Origin of the sequence: Enterococcus sp. DIV0213h (assembly GCF_051711285.1) — a bacterium.
In the GTDB taxonomy this organism is placed as follows: Bacteria; Bacillota; Bacilli; order Lactobacillales; family Enterococcaceae; genus Enterococcus_D; species Enterococcus_D casseliflavus.
In genome coordinates, this window is the sequence record NZ_JBIOMH010000001.1 from 1,780,923 (window position 1) to 1,800,502 (window position 19,580).

Consider the following 19,580-nt stretch of genomic DNA (forward strand, 5'->3'; position numbering starts at 1 on the left):
CGGATAGTTTCATTGCTATCCGGCTTTCTTTTTGAAAAAAATAGAAAGGAGCGATTCGATGAAAGTACATGATGCTGAAATCGTCATCAGTGCCGTTTCTCCAGCACAATATCCAGCTACACCTTTACCGGAGATTGCCTTAGCAGGCCGCTCAAATGTCGGAAAGTCATCCTTCATCAATACATTGATCAATCGTAAAAATTTAGCCCGTACCTCATCAAAACCGGGGAAGACGCAAACACTGAACTTTTATTTGATTGAAAATACGCTGCATTTTGTCGATGTCCCCGGCTACGGCTATGCAAAAGTATCGAAAACAGAGCGAGCGAAATGGGGGAAAATGATTGAGACATATCTTGAACAAAGAGAGCAGCTGCGTGCAGTCGTATCTCTTGTTGATTTGCGTCATGCCCCCTCACAAGAAGATATTCAAATGTATGAGTTTTTGAAATACTACGAGATTCCAGTGATCGTGGTCGCCACCAAAGCAGACAAAATCCCTCGTGGGAAATGGAACAAGCATGAAAGCATGATCAAAAAAGCATTATCCTTTGATCCAGCAGATACGTTTATCCTCTTTTCTTCCATTACCAAACAAGGAAAAGAAGAAGCGTGGAAAGCGATTGAAGCAGCAATAAAATAATTATTAAGTAGGAAACCGAAGCAAGGAAGTCCCTTGCTTCGGTTTTTCTCATTTTATAGTGGAAATTAGCTGATTTACGCTATTCTACGTAGCGTAGAGTGCTAAATTTGCTCCATTTTAGCGAAAATCTCCTTGTTATTTGTTAAACTTGTAACAAGGAGGTGTGGTCGAATGCATGAATCATTAAGCAAAAAATTAAAGGAGTATCGATCAAAATATAACTTAACACAGAAGGAATTAGCTGCGAGGTTATTTGTTTCTGATAAGGCCATTTCAAAATGGGAACGAGGAAATGGGTTGCCAGACATCGAGACATTGGTCCGTCTAGCCGATTTACTAGGCACACCCGTGGAAGAGCTATTAAAAGAAAAGAAAGAAACCTACTATTATGAATACAAAAGTGAACGGACGGTTCTGCGGCTTCCGTTGATGCACATTTTGATTCCTAATTTATTCTTATTACTGAATCAAGTGACGAGCGTTCGAGAGTTTTTTGATCTAATGAAAGAGTTACCAACTGCCAGCGGCTGGTTTAGCCTTGGTGTCAAAGCCAAAGGGGTTATTGCTTTGGGGATTGTGAGTTTAGGCTTTTTATCGATTGGCTTATTGTCCTTCGGAATGCTGGGGATTGGGACAGTCAGTATCGGTATCATTGCAATAGGGAACCTCTGTTTTGGCTTTTTAGTTGGGATTGGCAATCTTGCTGTCGGCTCGATCGTTGTTGGTAATCTTGGCATTGGCTGGCTCGCTCTAGCAAATGTCGCAATTGCTTGGATTGGGGTTGCTAATTATGGTGTAGGGAGCTTTATGGCTGTTTTACCCGCAAATTCAACCACGGAAGATTTTAACCAAGCGATTCAACAGCTCTTAGTCTCAGAGATCCCTGACTTGATCAAGACCACTATCTTTGAACCAATGATTCGTTTTACAAGCTCACCGATTTTTGTGATGATCTTCGTGGTGACGATCTTAGCAACCATCTTTTTTATTCTCTGCTTGTTGATCATTGGCTTGGTGCGATTACGTCAAAGCATGTTGTATGAAGAGCTATAAGAAAACCACTAGATGCCGTTTCTGATCGTTGAACATATTTAGCTTAAGGAGGCTCATTTTCTGTTACCACAAGTAAAAAAGGCAAGGGACTAAGGAGTCCTTTGCCTTTTTTTATTAGTCTGCTTTCTTACTATCTTTAGGTTGTGTTTTTTTCTCTTCATCAGGTTCGTTTTTCAAGAAACGCTCAATATCGTTTTCCTGCTTTTTCTTGTCTTTGTCGTTATCGGGAAGAAAGGCAAAATCATCAAACATTTTATCTAGCGAGTCTTCTCGTTGGAATTTTAAGCCCATAGGTTCACCTCCAAGCGCCTTAAGTTTACCACGAACGGTGGTAGATTTCATCAAAAAAAAGCGAAATAGTGTTCAATCGTTTCCCCCTTTACTATAATTAAAGAAAGGGGATAGAAAAGAGGGATAGCGATGATCAAAACTGAAAAAATCTATGGCTTTCTACAATCAACCCAAATGGAAGCAGCACAGTTGCGTTTGTTGATTGAAAATTGGTTCGCTTTGGTTCGTCTTAGCTATCAGCCGACGGAATACTACTACAATCAGCAAGCAAAGAAACCTTATGATTTGGATGAGGTCAGTCAACTACTGCATAGCGCCCCTGAAAAAATCAATACGGAATTGATTGTGACGGACGGCCAAAATGAGTCCAGTATCCATATCATTCAAGAGGCTGTTTTACAACGGCACCTGTTTACGAAAGACGTATTTTCCACGCAAAAACCCGTGATTTTAAGTTACTTCGATGAAACGATGCAAAGAGATGGCTTGTTCGGCTATTTGCGTTCATATGATGAGTACTTGATGCATAACGTCGAGGGAATCGAGAAAAGGCAAAATTTTCAATCGATTGCTGAAATCAACGCGTTACCGAAGCGGAAAAATTTTGAACAAGAAATCGTCATCGACTGCAATCAGTTTTCTGGTTACGACGTCTTTTACAATGGCTATACACTGACTTCTTGCTGGCGCATGTACTTTTCGGCATTCTACGCACATATCATTCCTCAGGTGATCATTACTGATGCGCAGCAGGTGGAGCAAGTGCAGGTAAGAGACCAAGGGGTTGTGATGGTGGAATTGTATCGAGATCCTTTCCAGTGGGATCACGAATTGAACCTATCCTACCAGCGATTGTTTCGCGATCAAACTGGAATCGATCAATTGACTTGGGATAACGGGGTGGGTATTTTGAGAGAACCATATATTGAATATGCCTTTGGCGATCACTTGATCCAAACCATTCAATACCAAAATGATCGACTGCAGCCAACAACAAAACGCAGCGCGACACATTTTGTCACCAGAAGCTTCGACCTCGTGAACGAAGAGTATCAAGAGCGGCGAGTGAAAGGGTATTTGAATGCCCAAGCGTATTTTCCTTGGGTGGATCAAGAGCGGTTGCGCATGATGGATTATATCGTATTAAAGCCAGAACTAACGATAGACGATGGAGTAGAGGCTTATTCATTCTATATTCGTAGCCATCTTGAGATTGAATATTCAGAGGATCGTTTTAAAGACTATACTGCTTGCCTGCAATTTTATTTGCCGGAGACTGCTTTGAAGCACTTACCGCTAGATGCTTTGAAAGCGGCCATGCCTGATGTTCATTTTGGCTATCTGCACCGCACGCGCAAATATACATGGGTCAATCTAAAGAAGGATGGGAAAAAACTACGAGTGTATTTTATGAACACCCAAAAGCTAGTCGAGCAGCAGCTTTTTACCAATCAAGAATGAAAAAGACCCGCAAGATCACGAGGATCTTGTGGGTCTTTTCAATTAAGCTGTTTGCTCAGGCGCTTTTTTCAACAAACCGAATACGACGCCAGAAACGATCGCACCGATCAAGATGAATAGCAAGAACAAAATTGGTTTAGATAATAATAGGACAACGAAGATCCCACCATGTGGCGCCATCAATTGGATATCAAAGGCACCGACAAGTGCACCAGTCAGGGCAGAACCGACGATAAAGCTTGGGATCGCTCGCAGTGGATCTGCTGCTGCAAATGGAATCGCACCTTCTGTGACGAAGGACAGCCCCATGACGATATTTGTCAAACCTGCTTCTTTTTGGTCTTTTGTAAATTTATTTTTGAACAATAACGTTGCGACAAAGATTGCTAATGGAGGAACCATTCCGCCCGCCATTACAGATGCCATCACGACGCTACCACCTTCAGCAACGGTCGTTGCCAATGTTGCAGTACCAAAAACATAAGCGGCTTTGTTGATTGGGCCGCCTAGATCGGCTGCCATCATCGCTGCTAACAAAGCGCCAAGTAAAGCTGCGTTGGTACCACTTAAGCCAGTCAAGAAGCTGTTCAAACCGTCGTTGATAGCTTTCATTGGCACGTTGATCAGTAACATCAAGAAGCCAGTGATCAATAGGCCGAAAACAGGGTAGAAGAGGATCGTTTTGATTCCTTCTAATGATTTTGGTAAGCCTTTGAATAATGAACGTAAGAACTTGATGACGTAACCAGCTAAGAAACCGCCGATCAAGGCACCTAAGAAACCAGCACCACCTGTATTTGCTAACGCACCTGCTGCAAAACCGACGATCAATCCAGGTCGGTCACTTATACTTGAAGCGATAAATCCAGCTAAGACAGGTAGCATAAAACCAAATGCCGCGCTACCGATTTGATTGAACCAAGAAGCTGCTTGGTTGTAGTTTCCTAATTGACTCAAGGCATCTTGAGGGACACCCATGAACTGGTCCACCATGAAGGAAATAGCGATCATGATTCCACCGGCAATAACAAATGGCAGCATATGAGAAACACCATTCATCAAATCTTTATAGATTCGTTGACCGACTGAACCATCAGCAGAAGCGTCCTCTTTATCAGAAGCTTGGCCGCTACCATGAAAAACAGGAGCAGTACCGCTCATTGCTTCATTGATTAATTGCTCGGTTTTACGGATACCATCACTGACAGGACGGTTTACTAAATGTTTGCCGTCAAAGCGATCCATTTCTACTTTTTTATCAGCAGCTACGATTACACCAGTAGCTCGGGCGATATCAGCTTCTGTTAGACGATTTTTGATTCCTTCTGAACCATTTGTTTCGACTTTGATGTCAACACCCAGCTCTTTGGCTTTCTTTTTCAAAGCATCTTCTGCCATGTAGGTATGGGCGATTCCTGTCGGGCAAGCTGTAACTGCGACGATATAGGGACGTTCGCTAGCGGGTGCTGCTTCTTGGTTTGCCGCTTCTTCTGCTAAAGCATCGGCTTCTTGCTGTGCCTCAGCTTCTGAGAAAAGTTGCTGTACTTGATCAGCAGTCGTCGCTGTTTTTAATTTAGCAACGAAGTCTGGATCGATCAACAAGCGAGATAGCGCTGCTAATGCTTGTAAATGAGTATCATTTGCTCCTTCTGGTGCTGCGATCATAAAGAAGAGGTACGTTGGTTGTCCATCTAACGCCTCATAGTCAACACCCGCATTACTTTTAGCGAATAAGACCGTCGCTTCTTTGACCGCACTGTTTTTGGCATGAGGCATTGCGATGCCGTCACCTAGCCCTGTTGATGTTTGAGCTTCTCGGGCAAGAATTCCTTCTTTGTAGACTTCGATATCTGAAATTCGTCCGACAGCATATAATTTTGCTACCATTTCATCAATGGCACCTTTTTTGTCTGTTGCTTGTAAGTCCATGATCATGGCATCTTTTAGCATCAACTCATTGATTTTCATTTTTTCCATCCTCCTATAGATTCACTTGTTCAATTATGACTTCCGGTAGTAATTCTTCGATAAATGACGCCTCAGCTAAATCATCTGAAAACGCAGTGGCACTGCCACAAGCGACTCCCCATTTGAATGCTTCAACCACATCTTTGGTCTTTGCATAACGCCCAATGAATCCAGCAATCATGGAATCTCCAGCGCCAACTGAATTTTTCAAAGGTCGTTTCAACACATTGGATCGATAGATCTCATTGCCAGTAAAGAGCAGGGCGCCATCGCCGCCTAGAGAGACAATGACATTTTTAGCGCCATCCTTTAGCATTCTTTGACCATAAGGCAAAATATCTTCGATTGTTGAAAAAGAAGTTTCATAAAGTTCGGCTAATTCATGATTATTTGGTTTGATTAGCAAAGGCTGATCGGATAAAGCGTCAAAAAGTTCCGCGCCGGTCGTATCAATGACAAATTCCGCACCCGCTTCTTTAACGATTTTGATCAATTCTTTATAAAAGTCGGTTGGAAGACCAGCTGGTTTACTTCCTGATAGGATGACGATGTCTTCGGCAGAAAGAGTGGCTAATTGGTGTTTCAATTCAGCAATTTCTTGCTGGCGAATGACTGGACCAAGACCGTTGATTTCTGTTTCTTCGCCGGATTTTAGTTTGATATTGATTCGTGTGTCCGCAGCGACTTGGGTAAAGTTGCTGTTGATTTCCTCTTTGGTCAGCCACTCTTCAATAAAACGACCAGTAAATCCGCCAACGAAACCAAGGGCAGTCGAGGCGATGCCGATGCGTTTCAAAATCCGTGAGACATTGATTCCTTTGCCGCCAGGTAGTTTAAAGTCTTGTTTCATTCGATTAAGGGCGCCGATTTCCAAATGATCGACATGGACGATAAAGTCGATCGATGGATTGAGTGTTACTGTGTAAATCATTGTATTACCTCCATAATGGTTGTTTTTGCTCTGAATTTCGCTAAATAGTTTTTTGGGCAATAATTGGTGATGATCGTCGCACCTTCGATAAAGGCAACTTGAGCAAAAGTCGTTTGCTGAAATTTGGAATGGTCTAGCAAGACATAGGCTTGTTGACTGTGCTCTAAAGCGATCTGCTTGATCAGGGCTTCTTCAGGATCAGGTGTTGTGAATCCAGCCTCAGAATGAGCCCCGTTCATGCCCATAAAGCAACGATTAAAGCGTAGTTTTCGCAGTTGTTCACCAGCATTGATCCCTAACACAGCGTTCGTCGATATCTTAATGGTTCCCCCTAAAATCATGGTGTCGATCCCGTGATCGATCAATAGGGAAGCGTGTTTGACGGAGTTCGTGACCACCTTAAGGCCTGTGATAGCCGATAGGAAAGGAATCATTTCGAGGGTCGTTGTTCCAGCATCTAAGTAAATGACTTCACCATTTTTGATCGTCTGGGCAGCTGTTCTTGCTATCTTTTGCTTTTCCGTTTGAAACTTCGCCGTTTTTTCTGACATGTTTGGTTCGAAGCCTAATTGCTGACTTTTCTTGGCTCCACCGTGAATTCTGACTAAAAATCCTTTGTCTTCCAACTCTTGCAGGTCTCGACGGATCGTTGATTCTGAAGCATCCAACAGTTGAATCAGTTCACTGACCTTAACGATCTCTTCTTGTTCCAATCGTGCCAAAATCGCTTGATGACGCTCTTCTGTAAGCATTTTCATCACCTCTTCACCTGCCATGATACCATATGATTCGTTCAAAATCAATCATAAACAGTAAAAAACATTCAAAATGAAAGCGTGAATAAATAGAATCGGTCATAAACGGTCATGATAACCTTCATTTTGATTTAATAGCTATCCTTATATTTGACAATTTTTACTATTATTTGGCTTAATTGAAGTAAGGGGGGATAAATAAATGAATAACAAAGTCATTTTACAAGGGTTCGAATGGGACCTGCCGGCAGATAGCCAGCACTGGAACAAATTGAAAGAAATGAGTAAAGAAATCAAAGAGTATGGATTTACCGCAATTTGGCTGCCGCCTGCCTATAAAGGGACAGCTGGGTCCGAAGACGTTGGGTATGGTGTCTATGATTATTATGATCTAGGCGAATTCGATCAAAAAGGGTCTGTGCCAACAAAATATGGGACAAAGGATGAATACCTAGAAGCCATCAAAGCACTGCAAGAACAAGGAATAGAGGTTTATGCCGACATCGTTTTCAATCACTTGATTGGTGCCGATGAAAAAGAAGTCGTTCCAGCGGTTAAATACAATACCGAAAACCGTAATGAACCGATCAGTGATGAGGAAGAAATCGAAGCTTGGACCAAGTTCACATTCCCAGGACGTCAGGGGACGTACAATGATTACGTTTGGACGTGGCATAATTTTTCTGGTGTCGATTATGATGACCGCAACAAAGACCACGGGATTTTTAACTTCGCTGATAAGGGCTGGGAAAACCAAGTGGATGATGAGATGGGCAATTACGACTACTTAATGGGTTGTGATTTGGACATGGAAAATCCCGAAACAGTGGAACAACTCAATAAATGGGGCCAATGGTACCAAGAACTGACCGGCGTTGACGGGTATCGACTAGATGCGGTCAAACACATTGAGTTCAACTATTACGCGGATTGGATCTTAAACCGACGCGAGGAAAAAGGCAAACCACTATTTGTTGTCGGAGAATATTGGTCAGGGGATCTGCCAAAATTAGAAGAGTATTTAGATTCTTCAGGAAATTTGATTTATTTATTTGATGTGCCATTGCACTACAATTTATATGAAGCATCTCACTCAAATGGCGAATACGATATGAGCCAAATTTTTGCAGGTACGTTGACCGCCGCTCGCGAAGATTACGCAGTGACTTTTGTGGATAATCATGACACGCAGGTTGGGCAAAGTTTACAATCTTGGATAGACGGATGGTTCAAAGTCCATGCCTATTCATTGATCCTTTTACGTAAAGCTGGCGTACCAGTAGTTTTCTGGGGGGATTTATTTGGGATTCCCGCGCAAGAAATCGCCCCTGTCGGGGATGCGCTGGTCCATATGCTGAAACTTCGGGAGAAGCTTGCATTCGGGAATCAAGTCGATTATTTCGATGATCCTAATTGCATTGGCTGGGTATTAACTGGCGATTATGAACATGAGCTTTCTGGATTAGCGGTCGTGATGACCAATGCCCAAGGAGCGGAAAAAGAAATGACTATCAGTGCGATCCATGGTGGAGAGACATTCGTGGATATATTGAGAAATAATGAAGCGAAAGTTGTTTTAGATGATACCGGAAAAGGTGTTTTCCCGGTCAATGATGGGCAAGTCTCGATTTATGTAAATGAAAAACTAGTAGAGAAGTACTTTAGTTAACCAAAATCTTCAAACGAATAAAAAGGCTGGTAGGTTTACAGCCTTTTTATTATGTAAACAAACCAAGCCTGCTTTCTCTTGAAAAATCGCATGAATCGTAAGGAAAAAAATCAAAGCGCTTTTAATTAAAAGTTTTCAAAGCGTTCGGTTTTCCCCTTTCCCGGATAATGCTATAATTGAGAAGATTGAGAAAGAAAGGATGTTTAAAATCATGTCATCCAAAAGTGAATTACTTGAACGCATGAACCCACGGCAAAAAGAAGCCGTTATGCATACGGAAGGACCGTTGCTGCTGATGGCAGGTGCAGGAAGCGGGAAGACCCGTGTCCTAACCCACCGAATCGCCTATTTAATAGAAGAAAAAAATGTGAATCCATGGAATATTTTAGCCATCACATTTACCAATAAAGCGGCACGTGAAATGAAGGAACGGGTCAGTCAACTATTAGGATCGGGTGGAGAAGACGTTTGGGTTTCAACCTTCCACTCGATGTGTGTCAGAATCTTGCGCAGGGACGTTGATCGTATTGGCTATTCGAAGAATTTTACCATCATTGACTCTTCTGAGCAAAATACACTGATGAAACGGGTATTAAAAGAATTGAATATCGATCCCAAAAAATATGATCCTCGTTCTATTTTGGGAACGATCTCTCATGCAAAGAACGAGCTGTTGACACCTGAAGCTTACCAAGCCATGGAAGGTAGTCTATTTGAGCAGATCGTAGGTCGTTGCTATGAAAAATATCAAAAAGAGCTGCGAAACAATCAATGCATGGACTTCGATGATTTAATCATGAATACGATCCGCCTCTTCCAAGACAATGAAGATGCGCTGCAATTTTATCAACGGAAATTCCACTATATCCATGTCGACGAATACCAAGATACCAATCACGCCCAATACACGCTGGTCAATTTATTGGCCGCTCGTTTTCGAAATCTTTGTGTTGTCGGGGATGCGGACCAAAGTATTTACGGTTGGCGTGGTGCCAACATGCAAAATATTTTAGACTTTGAAAAGGACTATCCAGATGCCGCAACGATTTTGTTAGAGCAAAACTATCGTTCAACGCAAACGATTTTAAATGCGGCAAACCAAGTAATCAAAAATAACCGCAACCGTCCAGATAAAAATCTGTGGACAGAAAATCATGATGGGGAAAAGATCACTTATTATCGCGGGGATAGTGAACGAGATGAAGCGCGATTTATCGTCAGTGAAATGCAAAAACAAATTGCAGAAAAGAACCGTAAATTCGGTGATTTTGCGATATTGTATCGGACCAATTCCCAGTCACGGATCATTGAAGAAATGCTTTTAAAAGCCAACGTTCCTTATACGATGGTCGGCGGCAGAAAATTCTATGACCGCAAAGAAATCCGTGATATTTTGGCCTATTTATCGGCGATCGCCAATCCGCGAGATTCCATCAGCTTAGAGCGTATCATCAATGTACCAAAACGTGGGATCGGTGCGACATCCGTCGAGAAACTACGAGCGTTTGCGAATCTTCATGAATGGTCATTGTTAGAAGCAGCCATGAACGTCGAGTTAGCGAATATTTCTGGAAAGGCTGGCAAAGAATTAGGGAGCTTTGGGATGATGATGGATGGCTTCGCCCAGATGGTTCCTTACCTATCAGTAACCGAACTGACGAAAGAAATATTAGAAAAAACGGGTTATCGTCAAGAGTTAGTCAACCAGAATAATTTAGAAGCACAAGCTAGACTTGAAAACTTGGAAGAATTTTTATCGGTTACCCAAGAATTCGACAAACGATTTGAGGCGCAAAACGAAGACGATGCAGATGCACCAGATGAGAAGTTGAGTGTTTTCTTAAATGACTTAGCTTTATTGTCAGACGTCGATAGTTATGAAGAAGAAAGTAGTCAAGTGACTTTGATGACCTTGCATGCTGCAAAAGGACTAGAGTTTCCAGTGGTATTTTTGATTGGGTTGGAAGAAAATATCTTCCCGCTTTCTCGTGCCTTAATGGAAGAAAGCGAGCTCGAAGAAGAACGGCGCCTTGCTTACGTGGGAATCACTCGTGCCGAGGAAGAGCTCTTTATGACCAACGCTTTTTCCAGAACATTATACGGTCGGACCCAATACAATCGTCCGTCTCGGTTTATCGAAGAGATCGAACAAGATCTGCTGCAATCATTAGGCGAGCGTTCACAGCCGAAAGCTGCTGCACCGTTTCAACCAAAAGTGTTCAAACCGAGCTATACACAACCGCGTCAAACGACCGTCGCTTCTAAACAACAGACTTCTGCAGCTGGTAATACTTGGCAAGTAGGCGAGAAAGTTCAACATAAAAAATGGGGAATCGGTACCGTCGTTCGGACGACTGGCAGCGCGCAAGATGTTGAACTAGATGTGGCGTTCCCACAACAAGGCGTCAAACGATTGTTGGCGGCCTTTGCGCCGATTGAAAAAGTTGAAAAATAAGGAGGATATTAGGATGGATGTCCCTTCAAAAGAAATCCAATCACGAGCAGAAGAGCTGCGCACACAATTAAATCAGTATGCTTACGAATACTATGTAAAAGATCAGCCTTCCGTGGAAGATTATCTCTATGATCAGCTATATGCAGAACTGGTTGAAATTGAAACCAATTATCCGCAGCTAGTAACCGAAGACTCACCCACCCAACGAGTAGGCGGTATCATTTTACCTGGCTTTGAAAAGGTCACGCATGATATTCCGCTGTATAGCCTGAACGATGTCTTTGACAAAGAAGGAATCGTGGCTTTTGATGCCCGTGTTCAAAAAGCACTGGGGAAAGCGGTAGATTATGTCTGCGAGTTAAAGATCGATGGATTGTCAATTTCCTTGAAATATGAAGAAGGGCGCTTTGTTCGTGGAGCAACTCGAGGAGATGGTACGGTAGGTGAAAACATTACAGAAAACCTAAAGACCGTCAAATCGATTCCACTGAAATTAAAAGAACCGATCTCGTTGGAAGTTCGTGGCGAATGCTATATGCCAAAGGCTTCGTTTTTGAAATTGAATCAACAGCGAGAAGAAGAAGGGGCGGAAGTTTTTGCCAATCCTAGAAACGCAGCGGCTGGAAGCTTGCGACAATTAGACACACGGATCGCAGCCCAAAGAAACTTAAGCACCTTCTTGTACACACTAGCTGACTTTGGACCAATTGAAGCCAATGATCAATTTTCAGCATTGAATGAACTGGATCAATTAGGCTTTCGTACAAATCACGAACGCAGAGTGTGTCACACCATCGATGAGGTTTGGGCATATATCGAAGAGTTTCATGACAAGCGCAGTGAGCTTCCCTATGAGATTGACGGCGTAGTCATCAAAGTCAATAATTTCAAAGATCAAGATGCGCTAGGCTTTACCGTAAAAGCACCCCGATGGGCGGCGGCATATAAGTTTCCACCGGAAGAAGCGGAAACAGTGATCGAAACGATCGAATGGACCGTGGGACGGACGGGTGTTGTGACACCGACCGCTGTTATGACCCCTGTTCGTGTTGCTGGAACGACGGTCAGCCGTGCCAGTCTCCATAATGTAGATTTCATTAAAATGAAAGACATCCGCATTGGCGATTCGGTCATCATCTATAAGGCGGGGGACATTATTCCAGAGGTTGCGAAAGTCTTGGAAGAAAAACGCACAGAAGCAAGTCAACCCTTTGAATCGCCTACACATTGTCCCGAATGTGGGAGTGAGCTGATCCATTTAGATGAAGAAGTTGCCTTGCGTTGTATCAATCCAAAGTGTCCAGCACAGATCAAAGAAGGACTCAGCCATTTCGTTTCACGGAATGCTATGAACATTGACGGTTTAGGGCCCCGTGTTTTAGAGCAAATGTTCGATAAATCCTTAGTTAAAGATGTGGCCGACTTGTACTTTTTAACAGAAGAACAATTGTTGACCCTTGATAAAATCAAAGAGAAATCAGCCAATAACCTGTTGCGGGCGATTCAACAAAGTAAAGGAAATTCGGTTGAACGTTTGATTTTTGGGCTAGGCATCCGTCATGTCGGTGCGAAAGCGGCTCGGATTTTAGCAGAACATTTCGGTGATCTGCGGGCGCTCAGCAAAGCCAAGGAAGAAGAAATCATTTCGCTAGAAGCTATCGGCGCAACGATTGCTGAAAGTGTCGTCACGTATTTTGACAATCAAGAAGTTCACGACCTGTTAGATGAACTTGAAAGAGCGGGTGTCAACTTTGCTTATTTGGGGCTTAGAAATGAACAGTTGGAAGACGTCGAATCACCATTTAAAGAGAAAACCGTCGTTTTAACAGGAAAATTAAGTCACTTCACTCGTGAAGAAGCCAAGGAACGAATTGAAAATCTCGGTGGGAAGGTAACAGGGAGTGTATCGAAAAAGACCGATATCGTTGTTGCTGGGGAAGAGGCAGGCAGCAAACTGACCAAAGCACAATCCCTAGGTGTCACCGTTTGGGATGAAGCTCAAATGGTGGCTGCGATCGAAGGCAGTCATTCGGCAGATCAATAACCTTTAAGCATTGTCACAGACGAGAAGCAGTTGTTTTTTCTTGTCTAATTGAAATCATTTCTTCCCTGCACTACGAGGAAAGAAATGATTTCTGCTTTTATTTACAATTATATTTGATAATTTTCAAATTCTATTTCATGATTTGTTAAAAAAATGATACAATACATTGGAAAAACGTAAACGTAGATTACGGATACGAGAAAGAGGAGGATTTTATGGCGATCAGCGAAGAACAAGTCAAACACGTTGCCAAACTAGCAAAACTTTCATTCTCAGACGATGAATTACATGAGTTTACCTCTCAGCTAGGGAAAATTATTGATATGGTTGAAACACTTGAAGAAGTGGACACCACAGGAGTACCATTCACATCGAATGTCGCAGAAACGATTAACGTGATGCGTGAAGATGTAACGACCGGCGGCTGGGACCGTGATGAATTAATGAAAAATGTTCCAGAATCCGAAGAAGGCTTTATCAAAGTGCCTGCAATCATTGATAATGGGGAGGCGGGTGCCTAATGACTGAATTATATAAAAAAAGCTTAGAAGAATTACACAGCTTATTAGTGTCAAAGGAAATTACTGCAACAGACTTAACGAGCGAAACCTTTGCTCGCATTAAAGAAACAGAGCCGAAAGTCGATGCGTTTCTAGCGTTGAATGAAGAAAAAGCGCAGGAATTGGCACAAGCCATCGATCAAAAAGGCATCACTGAAAGCAATGTGTTGGCGGGAATTCCAATCGGAATCAAAGACAACATCGTTACCAAAGATTTGCGGACAACAGCTGCTTCTAAAATCTTAGGTAATTTTGATCCAATTTACGATGCGACCGTTATGGACAAAGTTTATCAAGCAGACATGATTCCAGTTGGTAAGTTAAATATGGATGAATTTGCCATGGGCGCAAGTACCGAAACATCGTTCTTTAAGAAAACGAAAAACGCTTGGGACGAAACAAAAGTACCTGGTGGTTCATCAGGTGGCTCGGCGGCTGCCGTTGCAGCTGGACAAGTCCCCCTATCATTAGGTAGCGATACGGGTGGTTCGATTCGTCAACCAGCAGCTTTCAATGGAATCGTCGGGATGAAGCCAACCTACGGACGGGTTTCTCGTTTTGGTCTGATCGCGTTTGCATCATCTTTAGATCAAATTGGTCCGATGACGCGTGGTGTGAAAGACAATGCCTTTGCATTAAATGCCATCAGTGGGTTTGATGCGAAAGATAGTACGTCAGCAGGCGCTGCTGTTCCTGATTTTACAGCAGGTTTGACGGGTGATATCAAAGGTATGAAAGTCGCTTTGCCAAAAGAATACTTAGGTGAAGGGATCCAAGCAGGCGTTCGAGAAGCAATCTTAAAAGCAGCGGACACTTTCCGTGAGTTAGGAGCGACTGTGGAAGAAGTCAGCTTGCCACACTCAAAATACGGGGTAGCCGTTTACTATATCATCGCTTCTTCTGAAGCAAGTTCTAATTTGCAACGTTTTGACGGTATTCGTTATGGTTTCCGTTCAGAAAATGTCAGCAATCTAGAAGATGTCTATGTCAATTCTCGCAGTGAAGGATTCGGGGAAGAAGTAAAACGCCGGATCATGTTAGGTACGTTTTCACTAAGTGCTGGCTACTACGATGCCTACTTCAAAAAAGCCGGTCAAGTACGGACGTTGATCAAACAAGATTTCGATAAGGTCTTCAGCCAATACGACTTGATCATTGGCCCAGCTTCCCCAACGGTAGCATTTGGTATTGGAGAAAACATCAATGATCCGATCACCATGTACTTGAATGATATTTTAACCATTCCTGTGAACTTAGCAGGACTGCCAGGGATGTCGATCCCAGCAGGTTTTTCTGAAGGACTGCCAGTCGGCTTGCAGATCATTGGGAAACATTTTGATGAAGCAACCATGTATAAAGCGGCTTATGCCTTTGAACAAGCAACTGATTTCCACACGAAAAAACCAGTGATTTTAGGAGGGGATAAGGCATGAACTTCGAAACAGTCATTGGGCTTGAAGTCCACGTAGAATTAAAAACAGAATCAAAGATTTTTTCTCCAGCACCTGCTCACTTTGGCGCTGAACCAAATAGCAACACGAATGTGATCGACTGGGGCTATCCAGGTGTTTTACCAGTAATGAACAAAGCGGCTATCGAATTTGGGATGAAAGCTGCGCTTGCGCTGAATTGTGAAATCTCAAAAGAAACGCATTTCGACCGCAAAAACTATTTCTATCCCGACAATCCAAAAGCGTATCAAATTTCGCAATTCGATCAACCGATCGGTCATGATGGGTGGATCGAGATCGAAGTGGAAGGCAAAAAGAAAAAGATTCGCATCGAGCGAGTTCATTTGGAAGAAGATGCTGGGAAAAACATGCACGGCAAAGGCGGTTATTCTTATGTTGATCTAAATCGTCAAGGAACCCCTTTGATCGAGATCGTTTCCGAAGCGGATATGCGTTCACCAGAAGAAGCATATGCGTATCTAGAAGCGTTGCGTTCAATCATCTTGTTTACAGAAGTATCCGATGTGAAGATGGAAGAAGGTTCCATGCGTTGTGATGCGAATATTTCGTTGCGACCTTACGGCCAAGAACAATTCGGAACAAAAACAGAACTGAAAAACTTAAACTCTATGTCCTTCGTGAAAAAAGGGTTGGCATTTGAAGAAAAACGCCAAGCCAAAGTATTGCTTTCTGGAGGCGAGATCCAACAAGAAACTCGACGTTTTGATGAAGCAACCAGCAAAACCTTATTGATGCGTGTCAAAGAAGGTTCTTCTGATTATCGTTACTTCCCAGAACCAGATATCCCACGGTTTGTGATCGATGATGAATGGATCGAACGTGTACGTCAAAGCTTGCCAGAAATGCCGCAAAAACGTCGTGCCCGTTACATCTCTGAATTGGGCTTACCAGAATATGATGCAATGGTCTTGACTTTATCAAAAGAAATGTCCGATTTCTTTGAAAAAACCATCGATGCTGGTGCTGATCCTAAACAAGCTTCTAACTGGTTGATGGGTGAAGTTTCAGCGTATCTGAACAGCGAGAAATTGGAACTGCCAGAAACGAAATTAACCCCAGACAATTTAGCGGGAATGATTCGTTTGATTGCCGATGGCACGATCAGTTCGAAGATTGCGAAAAAAGTCTTCAAAGAATTGATCACAAACGGCGGCGACGCTGAAGAAGTCGTAAAAGCCAAAGGATTGATCCAATTATCAGATCCTGCGCAATTACTACCAATGATCAATGAAGTATTAGATAATAACCAACAATCCGTCGATGACTTCAAAAACGGAAAAGACCGCGCAGTCGGTTTCTTAGTTGGTCAAATCATGAAAGCAACCAAAGGACAAGCGAATCCAGGCGTTGTGAACAAGCTGTTGCAAGAAGAACTAGCAAAGCGATAAGAGGCAAGCGATGAAAAGAGCAAGAGTAATCTACAACCCGACATCTGGGAAAGAATTGATTCGAAAAAACTTAGCAGATATTTTAGATGTTTTGGAAACTGGCGGTTATGAGGCGAGTGCATTTGCCACGACCGCTGCGCCATTTTCCGCTCGTGATGAAGCAAGAAGAGCCGGCGAAGCTGGTTTTGATTTGGTGGTAGCTGCCGGTGGGGATGGCACGATCAATGAAGTCGTCAATGGGATCGCTCCTTTAGAAAAGCGACCAAAAATGGCGATCATTCCTGGAGGCACGACCAATGACTACGCACGAGCGCTAAAGATTCCCCGTACGGATATCAAAGCAGCTGCGGAAGTGATTTTGAAGCAGCAGACAGTGAAAATGGATGTCGGAAAAACACCCAACACGTATTTTATCAACATTGCTGCTGGTGGGCACTTAACGGAATTGACCTACGATGTTCCTTCTGAACTGAAAAGTGTTTTTGGCTACTTAGCTTATCTAGCAAAAGGAGCGGAATTACTCCCTCGTGTCAAACCAATCAAAATGCATCTAAAGTATGAAGACGGAGAATACATTGGCGGAGCGTCGATGTTCTTTTTAGGGCTGACGAATTCAGTGGGGGGCTTTGAACAGATTGCGCCTGATGCAAAGCTTGACGATGGGAAATTTTCGTTGATCATTGTCAAAACGGCCAATATTTTTGAGATCGTCCACTTAGTTGCTTTAATGATGAATGGTGGAAAACACATCAACGATCGTCGTCTGATTTATACGAAAACATCTTTTCTTGAAGTAGACGCACCAGAACAGGTCAATCGTTTAATGATCAACCTTGATGGCGAATACGGCGGAGATGCTCCTATGCGCTTTGAAAACCTACACAATCATATTGAGTTTTTTGCAAATGTCGATCAAATCCCTGACGATGCGGTCGTTGGTGAGCAAAATTATCAAGAGATGAGCGAAGGTTTTATTAAAGAAGTCGAACGTCTTTCCGATGAGGACATCAATGGGGATGGCAAGATCGGCGACGAAACAAAGTAAACGATTTTTCTTTTCATGCGAGTTGAAAGAACAGGGACTTTTGGACCTGTTCTTTTTTTAAAACGTAATTGTGGAAAAGCAGGTACCGATTTTTTTTCGAATACTTGATAGAATAGCTTTTCTTAAATTTTAGTAAAGGACGTTTTTTATAAAGTGTTTCACGATCTACCTTTGTTTCACGAGATCGGGCGCGGATCATATAAATAAAACGAATAAAATTTCCAAAACACGAATGATAATCATCAAAAAGCGAACTTTTCGAATATATGCTCATTAAAGTTCGTTATTTCCGTATTTCTATCCAATCTATGGATGCAAAAGCGAATAAGAATATGCTATAATGGTGAAACGAAGAAATGGGGGGACCGGAATGGAGCAAATCGATTCTACAAAAGCGCTTGATCTGCTGAGAGATGACGCAGAACGAATCAAAAAGCTGATCCGAAACCAAGAAAATAGTTTATGTATCGCACAATGCAAAGCATTTGAAGAAGTGGTTGATACCCAGATGTATGGTCTATCACGACAAGTGGCATTTGCGATCCGCTTGGGGATCGTTGATAATCAAACAGGGCAGCAATTGATGGCGGATCTTGAAAAAGATTTGAACCAATTGTATAGCGAGGTCTACGAGGACCAGCGGACACCTGACATCGGCAAGGAGGCATAAACTTGCCAGAGAAAGTAAAGAAAAGACATTTATTAGATTATAGTATTTTATTACCATATATTGTTATGTGTGTCACGGGCTTGATGATGGTTTATAGTTCCACATCTTACGTTGCGATGACCGCCACACAACCGACCACAGCTGCTTCTTACGTCATCAATCAAACATTATTTTGGTTGGTGAGCCTAATAGCGATCACTGTCATGTATAAAATGAAAACGGATGTTTTTCGGAACAAAAAATTTGTCCAGATCGCCATGATCGTCATCTTGTTCTTATTGATCGCTGCCTTCTTTTTCCCAAGAAGAAATGGGGCACTCGGTTGGTTATCGATTGCTGGCTTTTCCATTCAACCAGCAGAGTATTTAAAGTTTATTGTGATTTGGTTTTTATCGGTGACGCTATCTTATCGTCAAAAAGGTATCCAACAAGAATTTTGGAAAACGGTTTGGCGTCCAATCGGAATCGTTTTTGTCTACACCGGGATCATGGCACTTTATCCCGACTTAGGGAATGCTGTAATCGTTATGTTGCTGGCATTTGTCGTGTTATTGTCTAGCGGATTGAATTACCTGTATACCTTAATATTAGGTGTGGCAGGTATTATCGGTAGTATGTTGATCGTCTTGTTTGTGAATCTAACCGGTGGTAAGCTTTTACCCGACTATGTCTATAGTCGTTTTTCATCTTTTTTGAACCCGTTTGCTGATGAATACAATACAGGTCATCAAATGGTTAATGGGTATTACGCAATGTTCAACGGTGGGCTGTTCGGGCGCGGGCTTGGAAATAGTATCCAAAAACGTGGCTTCTTAAACGAAGCGCACACCGATTATATATTTTCGATCGTTATGGAAGAATTAGGGCTGATCCCATCGATCATCATTTTAGGTGTTTTGTTCTATATGGTGGGACGGATCTTTCTTGTCGGTATCCGTTCAAGAGATCCCTTTAATTCCATGATGTGCATAGGTATAGGGACATTATTTATGTCTCAGATTTTTATCAACTTAGGTGGAATCACTGGTTTGATCCCATTGACGGGAATCACTTTCCCATTTCTAAGTCAAGGTGGATCAAGCTTGCTGATGCTATCGATTTGTATCGGTTTTGTGTTAAATATCAGTGCCGAAGAAAAGAGGAAACAGGTTTATTTGAATTATTGATCAATTGAA

General features: G+C 42.5%; 16 protein-coding genes. 12 read left to right on the forward strand and 4 right to left on the reverse strand.

Annotated elements, in window-relative coordinates; all coding sequences use genetic code 11:
* The first annotated feature begins 58 nt into the window (after nucleotides 1-58).
* A complete protein-coding gene (yihA, locus tag IGI77_RS08050; protein ID WP_005225967.1) occupies nucleotides 59-643 on the forward strand; it encodes a ribosome biogenesis GTP-binding protein YihA/YsxC in 585 nt (194 codons plus the stop codon).
* Between the two features lie 171 nt (nucleotides 644-814).
* Nucleotides 815-1,696 (forward strand): helix-turn-helix transcriptional regulator, encoded by an 882-nt coding sequence (locus IGI77_RS08055; protein WP_438769827.1) that lies wholly within the window; start codon nucleotides 815-817, stop codon nucleotides 1,694-1,696.
* A 114-nt stretch (nucleotides 1,697-1,810) separates the two neighbouring features.
* Here IGI77_RS08055 and IGI77_RS08060 read toward each other — a convergent pair whose 3' ends face one another.
* Nucleotides 1,811-1,987 (reverse strand): SPJ_0845 family protein, encoded by a 177-nt coding sequence (locus IGI77_RS08060; protein ID WP_438769828.1) that lies wholly within the window; start codon nucleotides 1,985-1,987, stop codon nucleotides 1,811-1,813.
* Between the two features lie 129 nt (nucleotides 1,988-2,116).
* Between IGI77_RS08060 and IGI77_RS08065 the strand changes: the two genes are divergently transcribed.
* Nucleotides 2,117-3,448, forward strand: a complete 1,332-nt coding sequence (locus IGI77_RS08065; RefSeq protein ID WP_015509617.1) for a hypothetical protein — start codon at nucleotides 2,117-2,119, stop codon at nucleotides 3,446-3,448.
* 42 nt (nucleotides 3,449-3,490) lie between these two features.
* On the opposite strand, the gene IGI77_RS08070 is transcribed toward IGI77_RS08065, so the two are convergent.
* The 3 genes from IGI77_RS08070 to IGI77_RS08080 are packed head-to-tail and all read right to left on the reverse strand — an operon-like array spanning nucleotide 3,491 to nucleotide 7,099.
* Nucleotides 3,491-5,416, reverse strand: a complete 1,926-nt coding sequence (locus IGI77_RS08070; protein WP_010748178.1) for a PTS fructose transporter subunit IIABC — start codon at nucleotides 5,414-5,416, stop codon at nucleotides 3,491-3,493.
* Between the two features lie 13 nt (nucleotides 5,417-5,429).
* Nucleotides 5,430-6,347, reverse strand: a complete 918-nt coding sequence (gene pfkB, locus IGI77_RS08075; RefSeq protein ID WP_015509619.1) for a 1-phosphofructokinase — start codon at nucleotides 6,345-6,347, stop codon at nucleotides 5,430-5,432.
* Nucleotides 6,344-7,099: a DeoR/GlpR family DNA-binding transcription regulator gene (locus IGI77_RS08080; RefSeq protein ID WP_438770522.1), complete on the reverse strand. Its 756-nt coding sequence runs from the start codon at nucleotides 7,097-7,099 to the stop codon at nucleotides 6,344-6,346. The genes pfkB and IGI77_RS08080 overlap by 4 nt, the downstream gene beginning before the upstream one ends.
* A gap of 205 nt (nucleotides 7,100-7,304) precedes the next feature.
* Between IGI77_RS08080 and IGI77_RS08085 the strand changes: the two genes are divergently transcribed.
* The 9 genes from IGI77_RS08085 (at nucleotide 7,305) to IGI77_RS08125 (ending at nucleotide 19,571) form a co-directional block, all read left to right on the forward strand.
* The gene (locus tag IGI77_RS08085) at nucleotides 7,305-8,771 is read left to right on the forward strand and encodes an alpha-amylase (protein ID WP_015509620.1); all 1,467 of its coding nucleotides are present in this window, start codon (nucleotides 7,305-7,307) and stop codon (nucleotides 8,769-8,771) included.
* A gap of 211 nt (nucleotides 8,772-8,982) precedes the next feature.
* Nucleotides 8,983-11,226: a DNA helicase PcrA gene (gene pcrA / locus IGI77_RS08090; RefSeq protein WP_438769829.1), complete on the forward strand. Its 2,244-nt coding sequence runs from the start codon at nucleotides 8,983-8,985 to the stop codon at nucleotides 11,224-11,226.
* Nucleotides 11,227-11,239: 13 nt separating this feature from the next.
* Nucleotides 11,240-13,270, forward strand: a complete 2,031-nt coding sequence (gene ligA / locus IGI77_RS08095; RefSeq protein WP_438769830.1) for an NAD-dependent DNA ligase LigA — start codon at nucleotides 11,240-11,242, stop codon at nucleotides 13,268-13,270.
* A 215-nt stretch (nucleotides 13,271-13,485) separates the two neighbouring features.
* Nucleotides 13,486-13,791, forward strand: a complete 306-nt coding sequence (gene gatC / locus IGI77_RS08100; RefSeq protein WP_005225977.1) for an Asp-tRNA(Asn)/Glu-tRNA(Gln) amidotransferase subunit GatC — start codon at nucleotides 13,486-13,488, stop codon at nucleotides 13,789-13,791.
* Nucleotides 13,791-15,263 carry an Asp-tRNA(Asn)/Glu-tRNA(Gln) amidotransferase subunit GatA gene (gatA, locus tag IGI77_RS08105; RefSeq protein ID WP_087627420.1) on the forward strand — a complete coding sequence of 491 codons (1,473 nt, stop codon included), beginning with the start codon at nucleotides 13,791-13,793 and terminating at the stop codon, nucleotides 15,261-15,263. The genes gatC and gatA overlap by 1 nt, the downstream gene beginning before the upstream one ends.
* Complete coding sequence (gatB, locus tag IGI77_RS08110; protein WP_005225979.1) at nucleotides 15,260-16,690, forward strand: Asp-tRNA(Asn)/Glu-tRNA(Gln) amidotransferase subunit GatB; 1,431 nt, start codon at nucleotides 15,260-15,262, stop codon at nucleotides 16,688-16,690. Before gatA ends, gatB begins: the two co-directional genes overlap by 4 nt.
* A gap of 10 nt (nucleotides 16,691-16,700) precedes the next feature.
* Nucleotides 16,701-17,735, forward strand: a complete 1,035-nt coding sequence (locus IGI77_RS08115) for a diacylglycerol kinase (protein WP_010748185.1) — start codon at nucleotides 16,701-16,703, stop codon at nucleotides 17,733-17,735.
* Nucleotides 17,736-18,105: 370 nt separating this feature from the next.
* The gene (locus IGI77_RS08120; protein ID WP_010748186.1) at nucleotides 18,106-18,405 is read left to right on the forward strand and encodes a YlaN family protein; all 300 of its coding nucleotides are present in this window, start codon (nucleotides 18,106-18,108) and stop codon (nucleotides 18,403-18,405) included.
* Nucleotides 18,406-18,407: 2 nt separating this feature from the next.
* Nucleotides 18,408-19,571: an FtsW/RodA/SpoVE family cell cycle protein gene (locus IGI77_RS08125; RefSeq protein ID WP_005225982.1), complete on the forward strand. Its 1,164-nt coding sequence runs from the start codon at nucleotides 18,408-18,410 to the stop codon at nucleotides 19,569-19,571.
* Nucleotides 19,572-19,580 lie beyond the last annotated feature (9 nt).

Excerpts from the sequence above, each read along its gene's own strand:
- gatC (WP_005225977.1), top strand. The coding sequence starts at position 13,486 with ATGGCGATCAGCGAAGAACAAGTCAAACACGTTGCCAAACTAGCAAAA.
- gatA (WP_087627420.1), top strand. The coding sequence starts at position 13,791 with ATGACTGAATTATATAAAAAAAGCTTAGAAGAATTACACAGCTTATTA.
- IGI77_RS08115 (WP_010748185.1), top strand. The coding sequence starts at position 16,701 with ATGAAAAGAGCAAGAGTAATCTACAACCCGACATCTGGGAAAGAATTG.
- pfkB (WP_015509619.1), bottom strand. The coding sequence starts at position 6,347 with ATGATTTACACAGTAACACTCAATCCATCGATCGACTTTATCGTCCAT.
- IGI77_RS08085 (WP_015509620.1), top strand. The coding sequence starts at position 7,305 with ATGAATAACAAAGTCATTTTACAAGGGTTCGAATGGGACCTGCCGGCA.
- IGI77_RS08055 (WP_438769827.1), top strand. The coding sequence starts at position 815 with ATGCATGAATCATTAAGCAAAAAATTAAAGGAGTATCGATCAAAATAT.
- pcrA (WP_438769829.1), top strand. The coding sequence starts at position 8,983 with ATGTCATCCAAAAGTGAATTACTTGAACGCATGAACCCACGGCAAAAA.
- IGI77_RS08060 (WP_438769828.1), bottom strand. The coding sequence starts at position 1,987 with ATGGGCTTAAAATTCCAACGAGAAGACTCGCTAGATAAAATGTTTGAT.
- IGI77_RS08065 (WP_015509617.1), top strand. The coding sequence starts at position 2,117 with ATGATCAAAACTGAAAAAATCTATGGCTTTCTACAATCAACCCAAATG.
- IGI77_RS08070 (WP_010748178.1), bottom strand. The coding sequence starts at position 5,416 with ATGAAAATCAATGAGTTGATGCTAAAAGATGCCATGATCATGGACTTA.
- IGI77_RS08080 (WP_438770522.1), bottom strand. The coding sequence starts at position 7,099 with ATGCTTACAGAAGAGCGTCATCAAGCGATTTTGGCACGATTGGAACAA.
- IGI77_RS08120 (WP_010748186.1), top strand. The coding sequence starts at position 18,106 with ATGGAGCAAATCGATTCTACAAAAGCGCTTGATCTGCTGAGAGATGAC.
- yihA (WP_005225967.1), top strand. The coding sequence starts at position 59 with ATGAAAGTACATGATGCTGAAATCGTCATCAGTGCCGTTTCTCCAGCA.
- ligA (WP_438769830.1), top strand. The coding sequence starts at position 11,240 with ATGGATGTCCCTTCAAAAGAAATCCAATCACGAGCAGAAGAGCTGCGC.
- gatB (WP_005225979.1), top strand. The coding sequence starts at position 15,260 with ATGAACTTCGAAACAGTCATTGGGCTTGAAGTCCACGTAGAATTAAAA.